Origin of the sequence: Pseudomonas sp. ICMP 8385, from assembly GCF_002699915.1 — a bacterium.
Lineage (GTDB): Bacteria > Pseudomonadota > Gammaproteobacteria > Pseudomonadales > Pseudomonadaceae > Aquipseudomonas > Aquipseudomonas gessardii.
Genome location: NZ_LKBY01000125.1, coordinates 1 through 18,968, shown reverse-complemented (window position 1 = coordinate 18,968; position 18,968 = coordinate 1). Strand labels below are relative to the sequence as shown.

General features: G+C 59.9%; 22 protein-coding genes and 2 pseudogenes. 11 read left to right on the top strand and 13 right to left on the bottom strand.

Annotated elements, in window-relative coordinates:
- Positions 1–2 precede the first annotated feature (2 nt).
- Positions 3–443, bottom strand: a complete 441-nt coding sequence (locus tag AO268_RS25490) for a multidrug/biocide efflux PACE transporter (protein WP_076962923.1) — start codon at positions 441–443, stop codon at positions 3–5.
- A 90-nt stretch (positions 444–533) separates the two neighbouring features.
- Here AO268_RS25490 and AO268_RS25485 point away from each other — a divergent pair, with 90 nt between their 5' ends.
- Complete coding sequence (locus AO268_RS25485; RefSeq protein ID WP_099170215.1) at positions 534–1,388, top strand: LysR family transcriptional regulator; 855 nt, start codon at positions 534–536, stop codon at positions 1,386–1,388.
- A gap of 27 nt (positions 1,389–1,415) precedes the next feature.
- On the opposite strand, the gene AO268_RS25480 is transcribed toward AO268_RS25485, so the two are convergent.
- From AO268_RS25480 to AO268_RS25465, 4 genes are read right to left on the bottom strand one after another with little or no spacing between them, the layout of a single operon-like run.
- Positions 1,416–2,645, bottom strand: a complete 1,230-nt coding sequence (locus tag AO268_RS25480; protein ID WP_099170214.1) for an RNA polymerase sigma factor — start codon at positions 2,643–2,645, stop codon at positions 1,416–1,418.
- Entirely contained in the window at positions 2,642–3,118 is a 477-nt protein-coding gene (locus tag AO268_RS25475; RefSeq protein ID WP_076962926.1) for an SRPBCC family protein, read from the bottom strand. The genes AO268_RS25480 and AO268_RS25475 overlap by 4 nt, the downstream gene beginning before the upstream one ends.
- Positions 3,119–3,151: 33 nt before the next feature.
- Positions 3,152–3,496, bottom strand: coding sequence for a YciI family protein (locus tag AO268_RS25470; RefSeq protein WP_099170213.1), 345 nt, complete (start codon positions 3,494–3,496; stop codon positions 3,152–3,154).
- Positions 3,497–3,538: 42 nt separating this feature from the next.
- Positions 3,539–3,958, bottom strand: coding sequence for a YybH family protein (locus tag AO268_RS25465; protein WP_076962928.1), 420 nt, complete (start codon positions 3,956–3,958; stop codon positions 3,539–3,541).
- A 149-nt stretch (positions 3,959–4,107) separates the two neighbouring features.
- Here AO268_RS25465 and AO268_RS25460 point away from each other — a divergent pair, with 149 nt between their 5' ends.
- The 3 genes from AO268_RS25460 (at position 4,108) to AO268_RS25450 (ending at position 6,558) form a co-directional block, all read left to right on the top strand.
- Complete coding sequence (locus tag AO268_RS25460) at positions 4,108–4,593, top strand: GNAT family N-acetyltransferase (protein WP_099170212.1); 486 nt, start codon at positions 4,108–4,110, stop codon at positions 4,591–4,593.
- Between the two features lie 20 nt (positions 4,594–4,613).
- Entirely contained in the window at positions 4,614–5,219 is a 606-nt protein-coding gene (locus AO268_RS25455; protein ID WP_099170211.1) for a pyridoxamine 5'-phosphate oxidase family protein, read from the top strand.
- 154 nt (positions 5,220–5,373) lie between these two features.
- Entirely contained in the window at positions 5,374–6,558 is a 1,185-nt protein-coding gene (locus AO268_RS25450; protein WP_099170210.1) for a hypothetical protein, read from the top strand.
- A 41-nt stretch (positions 6,559–6,599) separates the two neighbouring features.
- On the opposite strand, the gene AO268_RS25445 is transcribed toward AO268_RS25450, so the two are convergent.
- On the bottom strand, positions 6,600–7,079 hold the full coding sequence (locus AO268_RS25445; RefSeq protein WP_076962932.1) for a GyrI-like domain-containing protein: 480 nt from the start codon (positions 7,077–7,079) through the stop codon (positions 6,600–6,602).
- 195 nt (positions 7,080–7,274) lie between these two features.
- Here AO268_RS25445 and alaC point away from each other — a divergent pair, with 195 nt between their 5' ends.
- Entirely contained in the window at positions 7,275–8,486 is a 1,212-nt protein-coding gene (gene alaC, locus AO268_RS25440) for an alanine transaminase (protein ID WP_029296464.1), read from the top strand.
- Positions 8,487–8,604: 118 nt separating this feature from the next.
- Here alaC and AO268_RS25435 read toward each other — a convergent pair whose 3' ends face one another.
- The gene (locus AO268_RS25435; RefSeq protein WP_099170209.1) at positions 8,605–9,957 is read right to left on the bottom strand and encodes a GntP family permease; all 1,353 of its coding nucleotides are present in this window, start codon (positions 9,955–9,957) and stop codon (positions 8,605–8,607) included.
- 84 nt (positions 9,958–10,041) lie between these two features.
- On the bottom strand, positions 10,042–10,575 hold the full coding sequence (locus AO268_RS25430; protein WP_029296460.1) for a gluconokinase: 534 nt from the start codon (positions 10,573–10,575) through the stop codon (positions 10,042–10,044).
- A gap of 190 nt (positions 10,576–10,765) precedes the next feature.
- On the opposite strand from AO268_RS25430, the gene AO268_RS25425 reads away from it, so the two are divergent.
- The 4 genes from AO268_RS25425 (at position 10,766) to AO268_RS25410 (ending at position 14,013) form a co-directional block, all read left to right on the top strand.
- Positions 10,766–11,797 (top strand): LacI family DNA-binding transcriptional regulator, encoded by a 1,032-nt coding sequence (locus AO268_RS25425; protein ID WP_162493913.1) that lies wholly within the window; start codon positions 10,766–10,768, stop codon positions 11,795–11,797.
- A gap of 189 nt (positions 11,798–11,986) precedes the next feature.
- Positions 11,987–12,619, top strand: coding sequence for a glutathione S-transferase family protein (locus tag AO268_RS25420; RefSeq protein WP_099170208.1), 633 nt, complete (start codon positions 11,987–11,989; stop codon positions 12,617–12,619).
- 10 nt (positions 12,620–12,629) lie between these two features.
- On the top strand, positions 12,630–13,367 hold the full coding sequence (locus tag AO268_RS25415) for an NAD-dependent epimerase/dehydratase family protein (RefSeq protein WP_099170207.1): 738 nt from the start codon (positions 12,630–12,632) through the stop codon (positions 13,365–13,367).
- A 148-nt stretch (positions 13,368–13,515) separates the two neighbouring features.
- On the top strand, positions 13,516–14,013 hold the full coding sequence (locus AO268_RS25410; protein WP_076962937.1) for a hypothetical protein: 498 nt from the start codon (positions 13,516–13,518) through the stop codon (positions 14,011–14,013).
- 46 nt (positions 14,014–14,059) lie between these two features.
- On the opposite strand, the pseudogene AO268_RS33885 reads toward AO268_RS25410, so the two are convergent.
- Positions 14,060–14,488: pseudogene (locus tag AO268_RS33885) on the bottom strand (methyl-accepting chemotaxis protein); the annotation flags it as partial.
- A gap of 117 nt (positions 14,489–14,605) precedes the next feature.
- Positions 14,606–15,013, bottom strand: a pseudogene (locus tag AO268_RS33880) (PAS domain-containing protein); the annotation flags it as partial.
- 733 nt (positions 15,014–15,746) lie between these two features.
- On the opposite strand from AO268_RS33880, the gene AO268_RS25400 reads away from it, so the two are divergent.
- Complete coding sequence (locus AO268_RS25400; protein WP_099170205.1) at positions 15,747–16,163, top strand: GNAT family N-acetyltransferase; 417 nt, start codon at positions 15,747–15,749, stop codon at positions 16,161–16,163.
- Here the strand turns inward: AO268_RS25400 and def are convergent.
- The 3 genes from def to AO268_RS25385 all read right to left on the bottom strand — a co-directional run bounded on the left by def (position 16,160) and on the right by AO268_RS25385 (position 18,021).
- Positions 16,160–16,699, bottom strand: a complete 540-nt coding sequence (gene def, locus AO268_RS25395; RefSeq protein WP_076962940.1) for a peptide deformylase — start codon at positions 16,697–16,699, stop codon at positions 16,160–16,162. The two genes, AO268_RS25400 and def, sit on opposite strands and share 4 nt — an antisense overlap.
- Positions 16,700–16,702: 3 nt before the next feature.
- Positions 16,703–17,656 carry a YihY/virulence factor BrkB family protein gene (locus AO268_RS25390; protein WP_076962941.1) on the bottom strand — a complete coding sequence of 318 codons (954 nt, stop codon included), beginning with the start codon at positions 17,654–17,656 and terminating at the stop codon, positions 16,703–16,705.
- Positions 17,657–17,829: 173 nt separating this feature from the next.
- Complete coding sequence (locus AO268_RS25385) at positions 17,830–18,021, bottom strand: CsbD family protein (RefSeq protein WP_076962942.1); 192 nt, start codon at positions 18,019–18,021, stop codon at positions 17,830–17,832.
- 199 nt (positions 18,022–18,220) lie between these two features.
- Between AO268_RS25385 and AO268_RS25380 the strand changes: the two genes are divergently transcribed.
- The gene (locus AO268_RS25380; protein WP_076962943.1) at positions 18,221–18,598 is read left to right on the top strand and encodes a hypothetical protein; all 378 of its coding nucleotides are present in this window, start codon (positions 18,221–18,223) and stop codon (positions 18,596–18,598) included.
- Positions 18,599–18,968 lie beyond the last annotated feature (370 nt).

Here is an 18,968-nt window from a genome sequence, read left to right as displayed (position 1 = left end):
CGTCACACTCGCTCTGGCGCACGTTGCTGCAGGAACTTTTCCCGCAGCACGTCGTAGCCCCAGTGGTACACATAGGTGTACGGCAGGAAGAACAGCAGCACGCCGATATCCAGGATAAACGCCTGCATCAGGCTGATGTTCAGCCACGCGGCAATCAGCGGCACGGCAAACAGAATCAGCCCGCCCTCGAACAACAGGGCGTGCATGACCCGGGTCTTGACGCTGTTGGCCAGTTGCAGGCGCACCTTGAGGCGGTCGAAAAAGCTGTTGAAAATCATGTTCCAGGTCAGCGCCAACAGGCTGATGGCCAGGGTCACCGCCCCCATTTCCAGGGCCGGCCGGCCGGTGATCCAGACCAGTAGCGGGGTACAGATCAACAAGGCCAGGCCTTCAAAGCCGATGGCCTGGAAAACGCGTTCAGTGATGGACTTGGTGGTGTTCATAAGCCTTGCTCTGTGAATGTCGAGGGTTGCCATCATTACCCTTAAACCCGATACTTCATAATCAATAACCATCGATCAAGGCGATAGATGATGGCCTCTTATGAAGTGTTGCAAGCCTTTGTGCAGGCCGCGACCCAAGGTTCGTTTTCGGCGGCGGCGCGCAAGCTGGGCAAGAGCCAATCCACGGTCAGCGCGGCAGTGGCCAGCCTGGAGATTGACCTGGACGTGGTGCTGTTCGACCGCAGCAGCCGCAAGCCGACCCTGACCCCGGCCGGGCATGTCCTGTTGCAACGGGCCGAGCAGGTGCTGGAGGCCAGCAGCCGCCTGGAGCTTGCCGCCAGCCAGTTGTCCCAGGGGCTGGAGCCCAGGCTCAGCATTGCCATGTCCGATACCTATCAGTCGGGACGCTTTGAAACGCTGCTCAGTGCCCTCGAACAGCGCTATCCAGACCTGGAGCTGGAGTGGCTGATTGCCGAATGCGAAGACCTCATCGCCCTTGTCCAAAGCGGACGGGCGCAGCTCGCGTTTATCGAGGCGCAGGAGGTCTACCCGCCAGACCTGACCCATGCCACCGTCGAGGAGCGCACGCAACTTGCGCTGTTTGTTTCCCCACGACATGCACTGGCCAGTCTCGATGGCCTCGATCAGCAAACCCTGCAACAACACCGGGAACTGCGCCTGGCAAGCATCATCAACCCCAATGAAAACCGGCTGACCGGCCGGGTATGGTCCGCCCCCAGCTTTTTGATGCTGATGGAAATGGCCATCCTCGGTTTTGGCTGGGCGCCCTTGCCGCGCTGGCTGGTGGAGCGCTTTGCCAATGGCCAACTGGTAGAGCTCAAGGCTCGCGGCTGGCCACGCTCGGTGGCGGTGGATGCCTTGTGGTCACGGCAACACCCACCGGGCCCGGCGGGAAGCTGGCTGCTGGAAAAGATGCTCGAATAACCCCTGTGGGAGCCGGCTTGCCGGCGCCTACAAGGGGGTGTCGGTACAGGTGGCCAGGCGCCGTTCGATGAAGCGTTTTTCCGGGGTTTGATGGGTCAGGCCCAGGGCTTTTTCGTAGGCCTGGCGCGCCTCTTTCATCCGCCCCAGTTGCCGACAAAACTCCCCCCGCGCCGAATGCGCCAGGTGGTAATCGCGCAACTCGCCCCGCGCCAGGATCCCCTCCACCTGCTGCAAGCCCGCCAGCGGCCCATCGCGCATGGCCAGGGCAACGGCGCGGTTGAGCTCGATCACCGGCGACGGCAGCATCCGCAGCAACACGTCATACAGGCCGATAATCTGTGGCCAATCGGTCTGCGCCGCACTCGGTGCCTCGGCGTGCACCGCCGCTATCGCCGCTTGCAGGCAATAAGGCCCAAAGCGCCGGGTGGCCAGGGCCTGCTCCACCCATGCGCAGCCTTGGGCAATCAATGAGGCATCCCACAACGTACGGTCCTGTTCATCCAGCAGCACCAGCTCCGCGGCGGGCGACAGCCTAGCCGGGCGCCGGGACTCATGGAGCAGCATCAACGCCAGCAGGCCCATGACTTCCGGTTCCGGCAGCAACTCCAGGAGCAGGTGGCCCAGGCGGATGGCCTCGCGGGTCAAGTCGTCACGGGTCAGGTCGGCGCCCATGGAGGCCGAGTAGCCCTCGTTGAACACCAGGTAAATCACCCGCAACACGCTGTCCAGGCGCTCGGGCAACTCGGCCAGCCCTGGTACTTGGTAGGGGATTTTCGCCTCGCGGATCTTGCCCTTGGCCCGCACGATACGCTGGGCGATGGTCGCCGGCGTGACCAGGAAGGCCCGGGCAATTTCCTCGGTGCTGAGGTCACAAATCTCACGCAGGGTAAGCGGCACCTGCGCATCCGCCGCCAGCGCCGGATGGCAGCAGGTGAAGATCAGGCGCAGGCGGTCGTCTTCCACGTCTTCGGCACTCCAGTCAGCCGCTTCCAGCGCATCGGCCTGCTCCTGCAACAACGGGGTGAAGCGGGCCTGGCGCCGCAAGCGGTCGATGGCCTTGAAGCGCCCGGTCGACACCAGCCACGCCCGGGGGTTGTCGGGCACGCCGTCTTGCTGCCAGCGCTCGACCGCGACGAAGAAGGCCTCATGCAGGGCCTCTTCGGCGAGGTCGAAATCCCCCAGCAGGCGAATCAAGGTGGCCAGGATGCGCCGCGACTCACTGCGGTAGATTGCCTCGACCCGGGCCTTGACGGTCAATCAGGCATGCCCTCGGTCACCAGGCTCACCAACCGCTCCAGGCTCTCACCCCAGCCCTGATGGAAGCCCATGGCTTCGTGGGCCTGTTTGTCGGCTTCGCTCCAGTGCATGGCGCGGGCGGTATAGCGGGTCTTGCCATCCACCTCCTCGAAGGTCACTTCAGCACTCATAAACGGCTTGCCCGAGGGAATCCAGCCCGGCAGGAATGCATCGGTAAACACCAGGCGGCGCGGCGCATCGATCTCCAGGAACACGCCCTGGGTCGGGTACTCGCTGCCGTCCGGCGCGCGCATCAGGGTGCGAAACAGGCCACCGACCCACAGGTTCATTTCGCACTCCGGCGTGGTCATGCCGTGGGGGCCCCACCATTGCTGCAACAGCGCAGGTTCGGTCCAGGCGCGGAACACCCGGTTCGGTGGCGCGTCGATCACGCGGCTGATGGACAGTTCAAATGCAGCGGGTTGAGTGTTCATGGATAAACCTCCTGAGTCTTATGATTATTGGGTTCAGAGAGTCAACTCACGTACGGGGCGCACTTCCACACTGCCGACCCGTGCCGCCGGGATACCACCGGCCACCTGCAGCGCCTCATTCAGGTCCCGGGCTTCGATCAGGTAGAAGCCGGCAAGCTGCTCCTTGGTTTCGGCAAACGGCCCATCGGTGATCGATAACTTGCCGTTGCGCATGCGCACGGTGGTGGCCGTGCTCACCGGCTGCAGGGCCTCGGCCGCAAGCATGCGGCCACTGCCGTGGACTGCCTCGGCGTAGGCATGGCATTCCGCATCCTTGGGGCTGTCGGGCAGGCTGTGCAGCAAGGCTTCGGCGCTGTAGACCAGGCACAGGTATTTCATGGCGTTCTCCGTTTTCGGACTACTGACTATAGTTGGCCGCGATCAAGGTTTCAGGTCGAACAGGCCAACGCCGCTTTCCATATCGAAAGGCGCGGACCAGTGCTCATGCACCACCTTCCATTGCCCCTCGATCCGCTGATAGCCGGCAGTGACGCGCATCCAGCAGGTTTTAACCACGCCATCCGGCCCCGCGCCGCCACAATGGGCAAGCCAGTGGGCAAAGGCGCTGTTATCGGCGGCGACGATATGCAACTCATGGAACTCAAAGATACCGGCGCCCGGGCAACACTCCATGCAGGCCTGCCAATGGGCGCGGTAGGCGTTCTTACCTTTGAATTGCAGGGCATTGACGGCATCGAACGCGACAATATCGTCGGCATAAAAGCTGACAATCCGCTCGATATCCTTGGCGACGACGGCTTGTTTCCATTGTTCGATCAGGGTGTTGATTGCGCTGCTCATGGTGCTACTCCTCAGGGTTGGATAATCACGGATGACAGCCTTAGTCGGCTGGGCCAACCGCCAATCGACAAGCCTACGAAAAATAATTGCGCCCAGGGCAAAACCGCTAGAATTTGCGACTTCCCTGTAGGATTTCGGACAACTGCTCGATGGAAACCCGCCTCGCGCCCTATGAGACGCTGACCGCTGTACAGCAACAGCACCTCGGCACCCTCGAAGTCCACCCCGGGCAACTGCCCTATAGCGGTGATATCGACTGCGCGTTGAACAGCCTGCTGGTCAACCCCAGCCCCGGCATCAAGGGCTTCGCCCTGCTGGCCGACGATATGCCCGTGGCGTTCCTGCTGCTCAAGCGCCCGCCGTGCCTGCCCCATTGGGCCGACGCCCACAGCGCCACCCTGCATGCCCTGCAAGTCGATCGCCGCCAGCAAGGCCGAGGCTTCGGCAAGGCCTGCCTGCAAGCCCTGCCCGCCGCCGCCCGCCTGGCTTGGCCGCAGATCACGGGCTTGGAGTTGTCGGTGGACCGCGACAATGTGGCGGCCATAGGCTTGTACTTGCAGCAAGGCTGGGTAGACCGGGGGGAGGCGTATAAGGGGCGGGTGGGTTATGAGCGGCGGTTGGCGCTACTGTTTTGATTACCGGCAAGGAGATTCCCATGCTAAGCACCCTGGAACAGCTCGAAACCCTCTACGGCCTGCCCCACGAGCGTGCCCTGCGCAAGGAAATCGCGTTTCTCAATGAGGATTACCAGGCGATGGTCAAAGCCTCGCCGCTGGTGATTGTCAGTTCGGCAGGCGCCGATGGCCTCGACGGCTCGCCTCGGGGCGATGTGCCGGGGTTTGTGCGGATCATCGATGAACGCACGCTGGCGATCCCGGATCGACCGGGCAATAACCGCCTCGATACCTTGCGTAACCTGTTGGTGGATCCGCGGGTTGCCTTGCTGTTTATCATTCCGGGAATCGGTGAAACGTTGCGGGTCAACGGGCGGGCGCAGATCTCCATCGAGCCTGAGTTGCTGCAAAGCTTTGCGGTCAATGGCAAGCCGGCGCGGTCGGTGATTGTGGTGCAGGTGCAAGCGGCGTATTTCCATTGCTCGAAGGCCTTTGTACGCTCCGATTGCTGGAACCCGGACAAGCATGTGGAGCGTTCGACGCTGCCATCAGCGGGGGCCTTCCACAAACGTTTGAATGATGGGCAGTTTGATGCCGAAGCCTATGATCGGGAGATGCCGCAGAGGGTAAAAGACAGTCTCTATTGAACACGCTAGACCTGCCAGAGGCCGGTTGTCTACTGTCAACCTTCACAGCTATACGGATCCTGCCCATAGGTTTTTACTGAAATACCAAGGTTGTCGCTCATCGTTTACAACGAGCAGGCGTGGACACTCATAACTTCCACTCTGGAGAATGCCCATGAGTATTCCGTCGAGCAGCAATACGGTAAACGCCGCAGGAGGCCCGGATCTTTCCTTCGGAAATACAACCCCTAAAGACGGTACGGTTATCACGAGCACATCCGGGGGACTTTCCTGCACACTCAGTGATGGTTCATTTATTACCGTCGGCCTGGCTTTTATCGAAAGCAAAAGATTTATCGTTGTTACCAAACACACGCCTACTGGAGAGTTGGATATCAATTTCGGAGTTTGGCATACGCCTACCACAGACTTTGTCACCCTCGTCAACTTGATCATCCAGCCTGACGGAAAGCCTCTGCTACTGGCCGCCCTTGGAAATGCACAAACAGCATTCATTACCCGATTCAATTCAGACAACGGCGGTGTGGACCCTTCATTTGGTATCGAGGGTACAAGGTTACTGGACAAAGAGCTTTACACCGGGTTGTCCGCAAGAGGCGGTCTAGCGGTGCAGGCGGATGGCGCTATCATCGCTGTATTCCATGACCGCATAGACAGCTTTATTTTCCAGCTCAGCAGTAGCGGCGAGATAATCAATTTTGGAGGAGTTGGCCCGATTAAACCACCCAAGGCCCGACTCAATACAGTACTGATCACTAACAGCGGTTTTATAGTTGCCGGATCCGCAGTACAAAAGGCACACATCATCGGATTTCAGCGCGACGGGAAACAAGACAGTAACTTTGGTAACAATGGTTTTGTCCAACTGCAATTTGCAAACAATGACGACAAACAGGTTACTGCACTGGCCCGGGGTCAAAATGACCAAATCGTTGTTGTAGGAGGCACTTACACTTTGCCAACAGAGGTAAACTTCATCACCAGTCTCCTTGCCAATGGCCAACCCAACTCACAATTTCATCAAGGAAAGCCTCTTGAAAGCGACAGCCAACACGGAAGCTATGTCAGCGTGACCGTTCAACCTGATGGGAACGTTGTTGCATTAGCCCGCAACGAGCGCGGCAGTGTAGTCAAACTGATCAGACACACCCCGACCGGCCAGTTGGATTCCACCTTTGGTGCTGGAGGCATTGCCGAAGCCTGGAGAGACCCCCAGGGAAGACCTTGGTCCTCCGATATCAATCGAGTGGAATGGGTAGAGCCCAGTAAAACATTGCAAAGCAGTGGCATTTTTAGCACTTCGACAGCGTCCTTTATTGGACGACTGCTCAGCCAATAGTGGTATCGGCTGAGCTGCCCATACAGCTCAGCCGTATTGCATCAGCGCTGCTCGACAGGCAGCCAGATTTCCACGGTGCCAGTGCCCTTATCCACATCGAAGTCGGCGCTGTAGCGTTCTAAATCCGGCCCGGCCACCTTGTACCCCGACGCAGGCAACCACTCGTACATGATCCGCTCATAGGTCTGCGACAGTGCATACACCGGCCCGTAGTGCGCGAAGACCGCGTAATGATTGGCCGGCACTTCAATGGATTGAAAGTTGCCCGGCACATCACTTTTGGCCGGCACTTGGACCCCGGCGATGTAATCGAATTCTTCCTGGGTGGCGTTGTAGCACACGCCGTAGGTCACGCCGCCAATGCGTTTCTTGATGTCCTTGATGCAGGTGTCGAACAACTCCCACAACTTCGGAATATCCCCCAGCGTAGCCTTGCCGTAATGACCACCGACCCCGGCGATCACCATGGCCTTGCCCTCTTCCATGCGGGGTTCCAGGGGTAACGTTACCTGTTGGTTCATCTGCACAATCTCCATGGGTGAGTGACCAAAACCATACCGAGTATAGGGGCATACACACGTCACACTCCAGATGGAAAAATTTCCTACACCATCTGGACAACCAGCTGTCATCGCCCGTATTGTCTGCCCCGCAGGCCACCGCAGTGGCCGACGTCGCTCGGACGGTTCCGGGCGCTTACGTATTCCGAGGCAACAATGGCAGACCAAGGTTCGCCGCGCCGCTTTGCGCGCATAGATCGACTCCCCCCTTATGTTTTTAATATCACTGCCGAGCTGAAGATGGCTGCGCGTCGGCGCGGCGAAGACATCATCGACCTGAGCATGGGTAACCCCGACGGCCCGACACCACCGCATATCGTGGAAAAACTGGTGACCGTCGCCCAGCGTGAAGACACCCACGGCTACTCCACCTCCAAGGGCATCCCGCGCCTGCGCCGCGCGATTTCGCGCTGGTACAAGGACCGCTATGAGGTGGATATCGACCCGGAAACCGAGGCCATCGTGACCATCGGCTCCAAGGAAGGCCTGGCGCACCTGATGCTGGCCACCCTGGACCAGGGCGACACCGTGCTGGTGCCCAACCCTAGCTACCCGATCCACATCTACGGTGCGGTGATTGCCGGCGCCCAGGTGCGCTCGGTGCCGCTGATTCCCGGCGTGGACTTCTTCGCCGAGCTGGAGCGGGCCATTCGCGGTTCGATCCCCAAGCCGAAAATGATGATCCTGGGCTTTCCGTCCAACCCGACCGCGCAGTGCGTGGAGCTGGACTTCTTCGAGCGGGTGATCGCCCTGGCCAAGCAGTACGACGTGCTGGTGATCCACGACCTGGCCTATGCCGATATCGTCTACGACGGCTGGAAAGCCCCGTCGATCATGCAGGTGCCGGGCGCCAAGGACATTGCGGTGGAGTTTTTCACCCTGTCCAAGAGCTACAACATGGCCGGCTGGCGCATCGGCTTTATGGTCGGTAATGCGGAGTTGGTCAACGCCCTGGCGCGCATCAAGAGCTACCACGACTACGGCACCTTCACCCCGCTGCAAGTGGCGGCGATTGCCGCGCTGGAAGGCGACCAGCAATGTGTGAAGGACATTGCCGAGCAGTACCGCCAGCGCCGCAACGTGCTGGTCAAGGGCCTGCATGAACTGGGCTGGATGGTGGAGAACCCGAAGGCGTCGATGTACGTCTGGGCGAAAATCCCCGAGGCGTATGCCGCCATGGGCTCGCTGGAATTTGCCAAGAAGCTGCTGCTTGAAGCCAAGGTGTGTGTGTCGCCGGGGATCGGCTTTGGCGAGTATGGCGATGACCATGTGCGCTTTGCGCTGATCGAGAACCAGGACCGCATTCGCCAGGCGGTGCGCGGGATCCGGGCCATGTTCCGGGCCGATGGCCTGGTCACCAAGGCCTGACCCTCTGATCGTTCCCACGCTCTGCGTGGGAATGTAGTCCGGGACGCTCTGCGTCCCAAAGCGTCACAAGGGGCATTCCCACGCAGAGCGTGGGAACGATCACTCACCCCTGGTTGGGTTACACCACCAACGACAGCAACATGATAAAGCCCAGCGCCACGATGGACAGGATGGTCTCCATGGCCGTCCAGGTCTTGAACGTCTCGGCCACGGTCATGTTGAAGTACTGCTTGACCAGCCAGAACCCGGCATCGTTGACGTGCGACAGGATCAACGACCCCGCCCCCGTCGCCAGCACCAGCAACTCCAGGTTGACCCCCGGCACCATCCCCACCACCGGCACCACAATGCCCGCGCCGGTAATGGTGGCCACGGTCGCCGACCCCGTGGCAATCCGAATCACCGCCGCCACCAGCCACGCCAGCAGGATCGGGTTGATCTGTGCCGTCACCGCCATATGGCCGATCACATCACCCACGCCGCTGGTCACCAGCATCTGCTTGAAACCACCGCCGGCACCGATGATCAGGATGATCGCGGCCGTCGGCGCAAGGCTGGCATCCAGCAGCTTGAGGATCTGCTTGGAGCCGATGCCCTGGCGATGGCCAAAGGTGTACAGCGACAGCAGCAACGCCAGGAGCAAGGCGCTGATCGGGTGGCCGATCATGTCCATCCAGTTGCGCACGATATGCCCGTCGGGCAAGGCGATGTCGGCGAAGGTTTTCAGCAGCATCAGGAACACCGGCAGCAGCACGGTGATCAGGGTGATGCTGAAGCTCGGCAGGTTTTTCCCGTCGGACTCGCGGGCCAGTTGGTCCACCAGTTCCTGGGACGGGTTGCCCGGAATGTACTTGGCAATGAACGTGCCGAAGATCGGCCCGGCAATGATGGCGGTGGGCAAGGCGACGATCAGGCCGTAGAGGATGGTCTTGCCGATATCCGCGCCAAACACGCCGATGGCCAGCAACGGCCCCGGGTGCGGCGGCACCAGGCCATGGACCGCCGACAGGCCGGCGAGCAGCGGGATGCCGATCTTGATCAGCGACACCCCGGTACGCCGCGCCACGATAAACACCAGCGGGATCAGCAGCACAAAGCCGATCTCGAAGAACAGCGGGATGCCCACCAGGAACGCGGCAAACATCATGGCCCACTGCACCTTGTCCTTGCCGAAGGCGCGGATCAGGGTTTGGGCGATCTGATCGGCACCACCGGATTCGGCCATCATCTTGCCGAGCATCGTACCCAGCGCCAGGATAATCCCGACAAACCCGAGCACCCCGCCGAAACCGTCCTGGAAGGCCTTGATAATCTTGTCCACGGGCATGCCCGAGGTCAGGCCCAGGAAGCCTGCGGCGATGATCAGGGCAATAAAGGGGTGGACCTTGAACCGGGTGATCAACACGATCAACCCGATGATGGTGACCACTGCATCGAGCAGCAGGTAAGACTCGTGGGACATGCCAAACATGGGGGTCGTCTCCTGTTTGTTGTTGTTATTAAAGCGGGTGTTGAGTTTCGTGCCGTCGGATAGCGCTATCTTTCGGCCAAAAAATCATCGGGAAGGTTCAAAGCCGTGGGTCAGCCACCAGGCATGGGTCTGCGCGGCCAGGTCCTCGATGCTGTCTTCACTGGCGTTGAGGGCCAGGGTCAGCGGCTCGCCGATAGGCGACTCGAGGGTGGCGAACTGGCTGTCGATCAGGCTGGCCGGCATAAAATGGCCGGGGCGATGGGACACGCGGTCGGCGGCCACCTCGCGGGTCAGCTCCAGGAAGACAAAGCCCAGGCCCGGCGCGGCTTCGCGCAGGTGATCGCGGTATTTTTTCTTCAGCGCCGAACAGGTCAGCACCGGATGCTCGCCAGCCTTGAGCGCACGGCGCAGCTCATCGCAGAGGATATCGAGCCAGCCGGCCCGGTCGTCGTCGTTGAGGGGATGGCCTGCGCTCATCTTTTCGATATTGGCGGCCGGGTGAAAGCTGTCGCCTTCAATGGCGGTGGCGCCGTTCAACAGGCACAAGGCCTCGCTGACACTGGACTTGCCACAGCCGGAAACACCCATGATGACCAGGGCAGTAACAGGTTGACTCATGAAACACCTCAGGACGCAGATAGCGCTATCTTTGCACGCCCTAAGACTTGTGCAAACACAGGCTTTTCCCGCGCCTAATTGTCATTTTTATGGAGTGACGCGTGCATCCTCTCCAACCGTTTGCGCAAGTATTTGCAGGCTTTTGGAGACAGCGCTACCTTAGTGCCTCGATTTTTGTTTGGCAAGCCGCCTGATGACCTCCAAGAACGATAAAAATACCCGCACCACGGGTCGCCCGACCCTTAACGAAGTAGCCCGCCTGGCCGGCGTCAGCCCGATTACCGCCTCCCGGGCCCTGCGCGGGATCAGCACCGTGGCCACCGAACTGGTGGAAAAAGTGCAAAAAGCCGCAGCCGAGCTGAACTACGTGGTCAACCCGGCCGCCCGTGCCCTGGCCTCGGCCCGCAGCCAATCGGTGGTGGTGCTGGTGCCCTCGCTGTCCAACCTGCTATTTATCGAAACCCTGGAGGCCATTCACCAGGTATTGCGGCCCAAGGGCTTTGAAGTGCTGATCGGTAACACCCACTATTCCCGGGACGAAGAAGAAAACCTGCTGCGCAACTACATGGCCTACCAGCCACGGGGCCTGCTGCTGACCGGCTTTGACCGCACCGAAAGCGCCCGGCGCATGGTGGAATCGAGCAATGTGCCCTGCGTGTACATGATGGACCTGGACCCGGCGGCCGGGGTCAACTGCGTCGGTTTCTCGCAGATCAATGCCGGCGAAACCGCAGCGGCGCACCTGATCTCCCGGGGCCGCAAGCGCCTGGCCTATGTCGGCGCGCAGTTGGACCAGCGTACGCTGCTGCGCGGCGAAGGCTTCCGCCGCGGCCTGCAGCAGGCCGGCCTGTATGACCCGGCCCTCGAACTGCTGACCCCGCGCCCCTCGTCGGTGGGCCTGGGTGGCGAGTTGTTCCTGCAACTGTTGGCCAGCCACCCGGACGTGGACGCGATCTTCTTCGGCAACGACGACCTGGCCCAGGGCGCCTTGCTCGAAGCCCTGCGCCACGGGATCAAGGTGCCGCAACAGGTGGCGGTGCTGGGCTTCAACGACCTGCCCGCCTCCAGCTTCATGGTGCCGCGCCTGAGCAGCATCAGCACCCCACGCGAAGCCATTGGCCGACGCGCGGCAGAGCATTTACTGATGGTGATGGCCGGCAACAAAATCGCCCGGCCGGTGGTGGATATGGGGTTTGAGTTGAAGGTGCGCGAGAGTACCTGAACCACATGCGGTCGATGTGGGAGCGGGCTTGCCCGCGATAACGGTGTGTCAGGCAATACATCCGGCACTGATACACCATTATCGCGGGCAAGCCCGCTCCCACATTTTTGAGCGTGCCCACTTAACCCTATCGCTGTCCTCGCGCGCCCCTGCTAAATTGCCCAACTCACCTTTTGCCAGGGAAGCACCATGGGATACGCGCTGAAAATCTTGGGTCGCACATCGTCGATCAACGTACGAAAAGTCCTGTGGACCTGCCAGGAACTGTCTATCCCCTACGAGCGTGAAGATTGGGGCATCGGTTTCACGCCTACCCAGTCACCCGAATTCCTTGCCTTGAACCCCAACGCCCAGGTGCCGGTAATCGTCGATGACAACGGCGTGCTGTGGGAGTCCAACACCATCTGCCGCTACCTGGCAGGCCTGCACCAACGTCATGATTTGCTGCCCACCGCCCCCGCGCCACGCGCCAGGGTCGAGCAATGGATGGACTGGCAAGCCACCGAACTCAACCCCTCCTGGGGCTACGCCTTCCACGCCCTGGTGCGCCAGAACCCGGACTTCCAGGACCCACAGCGCATTGCCGCTGGCGTACGCGGATGGAACGACAAGATGGGGTTGCTGGAGCAACAATTGCGCAAAACCGGCGCCTATGTGGCCGGTGACGACTTTACCCTCGCCGATATCCTGCTAGGCCTGTCGGTGCACCGCTGGCGGATGACGCCCATGGCGCGCCCCTCCTACCCGGCTGTCGATGCGTACTACGCCCTGCTCAGCCAGCGCCCAGGTTTCCAGGCCTTTGCCCTCAACGGTCACAATTAAGGATGACACGATGAAAGGACTCAACGTACTGCTCACCGGCGCCTGCGGCAGGATCGGCAAGACATTTTTCGACGCGTCCAAAGATCGCTACAGCTTTACCCTCACCGACCGCGTCGCACCGGGCTTCGCCCTCGACGGCCATCGCTTCGTGCAGGCCGACTTGAGCGACAAAACGGCCCTCGCAGCGCTGCTCGACGGCATTGATGTGATCGTGCACCTGTCGGGCATTCCCCACGCCAGCGCCACCTTCGACGAACTGCTACCCCACAATATCCTCGCCACCACTTATCTGTTTGAAGCGGCCGTGGCCGCCAACGTCAAGCGCCTGGTCTTCGCCAGCAGCGCCCAGACCATCGAAGGCTACCCGGTGGACCGACAGATCACCCCGGGCATGCCGGTGCTGCCGGCCAACCTGTATGGCGTAAGCAAATGCTACGGCGAAGCGCTGTGCGGGTATTACGCGGCCAAAACCCCACTCTCCACCATCGCGTTACGCATTGGCGCGTTTGAATTTGCCCAAACCCACGACCTGAACAACGCCCGCGACCTCAGCGCCTGGCTCAGTCCCCGGGATGCCGTGCAGTTGTTGCAGCGCTCGGTGGAGGCCGAGGGGGTCAAGCACCTGATCGCCCATGGCATTTCCAATAACCGCTTCAAGCGCCTGGACTTGAGCGAGACCACGCGGGTTCTGGGTTATCAGCCGCAGGACGATGCCTTCCAGGTCTTCGAGATTCCCATTACCTACTGAAGGCAATGGTCGCCGGCGGCAAACATTGGCCGTCGGCAACCCGCCTCTTGCCTCAGATTGCCTTCACAGCCAATGAATACAGGGCTTTAGTTCCCGGCACGCTAATTGCTAAACCCTATGGACCGTTCAAAACCACAGGTGCCCGATCATGTTGGTCAATACCCAAGTCTCGTCCGTGATCCAACAGTCCAAACGCCCCGACCTGGACCCGGCCAACGCTGCCGCCAGCGCGCTGTACAGCGGCGTGATGCAAAACGTGCAGAACGCGGCCGCCGCGACCCAGGTGCAGGCCACGCAAAAGGCCACCGACACCACCGCCAGCAATGTGGACGCCGCGTTCGCCAAGACCCGCCTGCAACTGCAAGCGACACCGCCGACCAGCGCCACGCCCACCACCGCAACCAGCACCCAGGCCCGGGCAGAGTTCAGCGATTACATGAGCAAGACCCCAGCCGAACGCATTCGTGAGCAGATCCTGCTGGAAAGGGGTCTGACCGAAGACGATGTGAAAGCGATGCCTATCGAACAGCAGAACGCCATTGCCCTGGAAGTGACTGAGCGCCTGAAGATGCAGGCGGCGCAGCAGTTCGCCGAGAAGACTGCCGACCCGCAGATCAAGGCCGTCAAAGACGCCCTGGCCACATAACCCCACTGCTGTAGGAGCGAGCTTGCTCGCTCCTACAGCAGTGGGGTTATTGCAGTTGCAGGGTGGAATTGAACTGGCCGATGGCGTCCACCACATGCCGCGAGCCTTCCTGAATCTCCAGGATCACCTGCCCCGCCTCATTGGCCAACTCCACTCCCAGCCCGGTACGACTCAGGCTCGACTGCATGCTCGATACCGCGCTCAGGGACAAGTCGTGGTTCCTGCGCACCACATCGACAATCTCCAGCGTGGCCTGGCTGGTACGTGCCGCCAGGCTGCGCACCTCATCCGCCACCACCGCAAACCCGCGCCCGTGCTCACCGGCACGGGCGGCTTCAATGGCGGCGTTGAGCGCCAGCAGATTGGTTTGGTCGGCAATCGCGCGAATGGTCTGGACGATGGTGCCAATGATGTCCGACTGCTTGCTCACCGCATCAATGCTCAACGCGGCTTGATTCAGGTCGTGGGAAATTTCTTCGATGATCTGCACCGTCTGCTGCACCACTTCCGACCCCTTGCGGGCGCAGGCGTCGTTCTGCACCGAGGTGGCATGGGCCGAATCGGCGGCGGTACGCAACGTGGAGACCTGCTCGGTGATATCACTGGCAAACTTCACCACTTTGTACAGGCGACCGTTGGCATCGAAAATCGGATTGTAGGAGGCTTCCAGAAAAAGGGTCTGGCCCTGCTTATTGCGCCGCTCAAAACGATGGGAGTGAAACTCGCCCCGGTTGAGCGACGCCCAGAAGGCTTTATAAGCCGGCGACTCTACCTCCGCGTTGTGACAGAACATGCGGTGGTGCTGGCCGACGATTTCGCCGAGAGAATACTGCACCGTCTTCAGGAAGTTGTGGTTGGCATTGAGGATCTGCCCCAAAGGGGTGAACTCGATGACCGCCATGGAGCGGCTGATCGCCGCCAACTTGGCCTGGGCCTGGCTCAAAGCGCAGGAGAAACGTTCGATTTCTAACAGGTCGGATTTGTGGTGCAGACTAAACATGCTCGGATCACCTTCAGCGCTGTTTTTGAATGACGGTTAGTTCTTGGATTTGACCCAGTACAACTTTCCACAAAACAGGCAAACGCAATCGTCCAGAGACAGGACACGTGTCAGGCGATAGATAAATGATGATCAATCGGAGCGTCCATGGGCAACACTCGTTTCAAGGCATCCTTTTCTTGATGGCCCCGCAAGGGCCTGCTGTAACCGACACACGCAAATCCATTTAACCTGAGGCTCCTTTTTCCCGGCGCTTTGACAGAAACGCTCATCTATTCACAGTTTTTATAGTAGTCGTCCTACTCTATTTCAAAAGCCACCCAAAACGCTTCATATGGCGAGCGACATAAGTGGTTCTGAGTGAGCATAGCCGGGGCCTGGCGCGATGCAAGGCCATTAGCCATCATTGCTGAGAGGTCTGTTGGGGGGGCGTGCGGGGGAGATATCAGAATGTATCGATGCCGTTGCAGGAGCGAGCTTGCCCGCTCCTGCGGCGAAGTACTCAGTGACCGAACAGGCCCGTCTCGGACTTCTTGGCTTTTTTGTCCGCGCGTTTTTCATCGGCGGTCTTTGCCGGTTTTTTCTTCGCGGCTTTCTTTGAATCCATACCTTTGGCCATGACACATGCTCCACTAACAGAGGAAGTAACAAGGGGTATAACACCTATTGCCCAACAGAAGGCGCTTTGCCCGACTTATAATCACCGCCCCGTGATCACGCCTGTCGAACCACCATGCCCGAGTTGCACATCGATCTACTGGCAGAACCCCTGTGGCCGCTGCTGAACAAGTTCTACCGCAGCCACAATTCATCGATGAAAGCCCTCAAGGGCGGTCAATTGTGGGTGGCGCGCAACAGCCAGATCGTCGCCGGGCTGTGCCTGAGCCCCGTGGTCGGCGGCCAGTGGCTGACCGGGCTGTTTGTCGATCCGGCCTGGCGTGGGCAGGGGCTGGCGGCGCGGCTGATCGAGGACGCAATCGCGCCCGTCGAAGGAACGGTGTGGCTGTTGTGCCACCCGGACCTGGAAGGGTTTTATCAAGCCCTGGGCTTCAGCCAGCAAACGGTGTTGCCGCAGTCGCTGGCCGAGCGCCTGGTGCGCTATAAACGCAACAAGCCGATGATTGCCATGGGCGTGTGCCGCCGGGGCTAGTCGTCGGCGCTGGGGTCCATGTCCGGGAACATCACCTCGATAAACCCGAACTTGCTGAAGTCGGTGATCCGCGAAGGGTACAACCGTCCGATCAGGTGGTCGCACTCATGCTGCACCACCCGAGCATGGAAGCCATCGGCAATCCGCACAATCGGCTCGCCCTTGGGGTCAAACCCCTCATAGCGGATCTGTTGGTAGCGATCCACCGCCCCCCGCAGCCCGGGTACCGACAGGCAGCCTTCAAAGCCCTCCTCCATCACTGGGCTGAGCGGGGTAATCAGCGGGTTGATCAGGATGGTCTGGGGCACCGCCGGGGCATCCGGGTAACGCTCGCTGCTCTCGAAACCGAAGATCACCAGCTGCAGGTCGACACCGATCTGCGGCGCGGCCAGGCCAACGCCGCCCACATGCTCCATGGTCTGGAACATATCGTCGATCAGTTGCCACAACTCGGGGCTGTCGAACATTTCCGGCGGGACCGGCGGTGCGATACGCAGTAGGCGCTCATCGCCCATTTTCAGGATTTCACGAATCATCGGTCAGGCTTCATCAGTGGTTGGCTTGGGCAGCGAATGGTCCCGGCCGAGGCCTGAGACGTGTTGTTTTTCATGGCTTGGGTGCTCGCCAAAATCCTTTTCACCCGGGTCCTTGCCTTCGGCGGACATATGCTCGATCACCGCGTTCATCTCCGCGCCCAGCAGCAATACGGCGGCGGAAATGTAGAAATACAGCAGCAGGACGATGATCGCCCCGATGCTGCCATACATGGCGTTGTAGTCGGCGAAAGTCTTGACGTAATAGCCAAAACCCAGTGACGCCACGATCCACACCACCACCGCCAGCACCGAGCCCGGCGTGATAAAGCGAAACTTCTGCTTCACGTCCGGCATCACGTAATACATCAAGGCCACGGCGAACATCAACAAAATCACGATCAATGGCCAGCGCAGGATGGTCCACAACGTGACCACGAACTCCTGCATGCCGATCTGCCCGGCCAGCCACTCCATCACTTGTGGCCCCAACACCATCAACGCCGCAGCGGCCAGTAACATGCCAGCAATGCCCACGGTGTAGAAAATCGACAACGGGAAACGTTTCCAGATCGGCCGGCCTTCGACCACATCGTAGGCGGCGTTCATCGCGCTCATCATCAGGCGCACACCGGCCGAGGCGGTCCACAGCGCGATGACGATACCCACCGACAACAGGCCGCCCTTGGATTGCTGCAGCTGGTCGATCACCGGATTGACCTGCTCCAGGGCCTGGGGCGGCAATACCAGTTCCGATTGCAGGCGCAACCAACTGAAAAAGTCCGGCAAGTGCAGGAAACCGATCAGGGCAATCAGGAACAGCAGGAAGGGGAACAGCGAGAACAGCATCTGGTAAGCCAATGCCGAGGCGTAGGTAGACATCTCGTCATCGACAAACTCCTTGACTGTGCGTATCAGCACGCGGTGCAGCGGCAGGTCTTTTAATACCGGAAAAATCATAGCGTCTCCTTTCGCCGCAAAAGGTTGAGTTCGTGGGCGACTCAGGGGCCGTTTTCTACATCACGGTAGCCTATTCGGCGACCATGAAACAATTTCAAAACGTTAGTCAGCAACGCTGACATAAAAACGGCCATCCGTGGATGACCGTTGTCCTGCGTGTTGGGGCGGGTTAATCAGGCTTTGTCGACCGTCTTCTTGACCGCGTCCTTGACCTTGCCGACCGCTTGCTGGGCTTCGCCCTTCTTCTCTTGAATCTTGCCTTCGGCTTGCAGCTTGGGGTTGTCAGTGGCCTTGCCGACACCTTGCTTGATAGTGCCGATGGCTTCGTTCGCTAAACCTTTTGCCTTATCCGCTGTGCTGCCCATGGTATTTCTCCGTAAGAACAATCAAGGGTTTGGGTCATTACCTAAGCGTTGACCCTGGGCCTTTGCGCAGAGTTTCAATTATTTGCGCAAGGCATTTCATCACCCCGTACAGGTTTGGCTTTATGTTTTGCCGCCAACCCCCGAGAATGCCCGGCAGATTCAGGCTCAATCGCTGAATAACAGATCCCGTAGGAAGGTTATGAAACTCAATAAAACACAGGCCATCGCCCGCAGAAACCTGGAACTGGGCGGTGCCGTGCTCGGTGTCAACAACTGCCACTTCACCGACCTGGACCGCAAGCGCAACATCTGGTGGTTCGACCTGCCGCTGGCCCGCATTGCCATCGGCCAATACGAGTGGATTCATTTGTTGATGCACAACGCCGAGACCGACCAGTTGCTGCACCTGAAAGTGCCGACGGCCTTCCTGCGTGAAACACTTGAAGGGTTGGTGGTGCGCAATGCGGGCAAACGCAAGCCGGAGATGACCCTGGAGCTGAGCGCAGATAAGGATTCGTTCCTGAAGGATGTGCGCCCGACTGGGGCGGGTGTGAGCTTCGCGCAGTTCGCCCTGTAAGCACTCACCAAAGAATATGTAAATGCGCTTGTGTGGGGCTGGTGTGGGAGCGGGCTTGCCCTAATGCCAGTCAGTTAAGCCTTTTTGTAGGAGCGAGCTTGCTCGCGAAGAACTTGAGAGCGCCGCGTTTACCTAGCAAACACGCGTTATCGTTGACGTCCTTCGCGAGCAAGCTCGCTCCTACAGAAAGCAGAATCCGCTTAACTGACTGGCATTAGGGCTTGCCCGCGATAGCGGTGTATCAGTGCCAGATTTATTGGCTGACACTCCGTTATCGCGAGCAAGCCCGCTTGTGTCTTGATCTGGGAATAAACTCTGAGGTGAGAGGGGTGGATGGCAAGCTGTAAGTCCGCAGTGCTAGAAGCACGAG

Excerpts from the sequence above, each read along its gene's own strand:
- alaC (WP_029296464.1), top strand. The coding sequence starts at position 7,275 with ATGGCAGACCAAGGTTCGCCGCGCCGCTTTGCGCGCATAGATCGACTC.
- AO268_RS25490 (WP_076962923.1), bottom strand. The coding sequence starts at position 443 with ATGAACACCACCAAGTCCATCACTGAACGCGTTTTCCAGGCCATCGGC.
- AO268_RS25435 (WP_099170209.1), bottom strand. The coding sequence starts at position 9,957 with ATGTTTGGCATGTCCCACGAGTCTTACCTGCTGCTCGATGCAGTGGTC.
- AO268_RS25470 (WP_099170213.1), bottom strand. The coding sequence starts at position 3,496 with ATGAAATACCTGTGCCTGGTCTACAGCGCCGAAGCCTTGCTGCACAGC.
- AO268_RS25380 (WP_076962943.1), top strand. The coding sequence starts at position 18,221 with ATGAAACTCAATAAAACACAGGCCATCGCCCGCAGAAACCTGGAACTG.
- AO268_RS25460 (WP_099170212.1), top strand. The coding sequence starts at position 4,108 with ATGGAAACCCGCCTCGCGCCCTATGAGACGCTGACCGCTGTACAGCAA.
- AO268_RS25485 (WP_099170215.1), top strand. The coding sequence starts at position 534 with ATGGCCTCTTATGAAGTGTTGCAAGCCTTTGTGCAGGCCGCGACCCAA.
- AO268_RS25390 (WP_076962941.1), bottom strand. The coding sequence starts at position 17,656 with ATGATTTTTCCGGTATTAAAAGACCTGCCGCTGCACCGCGTGCTGATA.
- AO268_RS25430 (WP_029296460.1), bottom strand. The coding sequence starts at position 10,575 with ATGAGTCAACCTGTTACTGCCCTGGTCATCATGGGTGTTTCCGGCTGT.
- AO268_RS25415 (WP_099170207.1), top strand. The coding sequence starts at position 12,630 with ATGAAAGGACTCAACGTACTGCTCACCGGCGCCTGCGGCAGGATCGGC.
- AO268_RS25455 (WP_099170211.1), top strand. The coding sequence starts at position 4,614 with ATGCTAAGCACCCTGGAACAGCTCGAAACCCTCTACGGCCTGCCCCAC.
- AO268_RS25445 (WP_076962932.1), bottom strand. The coding sequence starts at position 7,079 with ATGAACCAACAGGTAACGTTACCCCTGGAACCCCGCATGGAAGAGGGC.
- AO268_RS25465 (WP_076962928.1), bottom strand. The coding sequence starts at position 3,958 with ATGAGCAGCGCAATCAACACCCTGATCGAACAATGGAAACAAGCCGTC.
- AO268_RS25410 (WP_076962937.1), top strand. The coding sequence starts at position 13,516 with ATGTTGGTCAATACCCAAGTCTCGTCCGTGATCCAACAGTCCAAACGC.
- AO268_RS25385 (WP_076962942.1), bottom strand. The coding sequence starts at position 18,021 with ATGGGCAGCACAGCGGATAAGGCAAAAGGTTTAGCGAACGAAGCCATC.
- AO268_RS25450 (WP_099170210.1), top strand. The coding sequence starts at position 5,374 with ATGAGTATTCCGTCGAGCAGCAATACGGTAAACGCCGCAGGAGGCCCG.
- AO268_RS25475 (WP_076962926.1), bottom strand. The coding sequence starts at position 3,118 with ATGAACACTCAACCCGCTGCATTTGAACTGTCCATCAGCCGCGTGATC.
- AO268_RS25400 (WP_099170205.1), top strand. The coding sequence starts at position 15,747 with ATGCCCGAGTTGCACATCGATCTACTGGCAGAACCCCTGTGGCCGCTG.
- AO268_RS25420 (WP_099170208.1), top strand. The coding sequence starts at position 11,987 with ATGGGATACGCGCTGAAAATCTTGGGTCGCACATCGTCGATCAACGTA.
- def (WP_076962940.1), bottom strand. The coding sequence starts at position 16,699 with ATGATTCGTGAAATCCTGAAAATGGGCGATGAGCGCCTACTGCGTATC.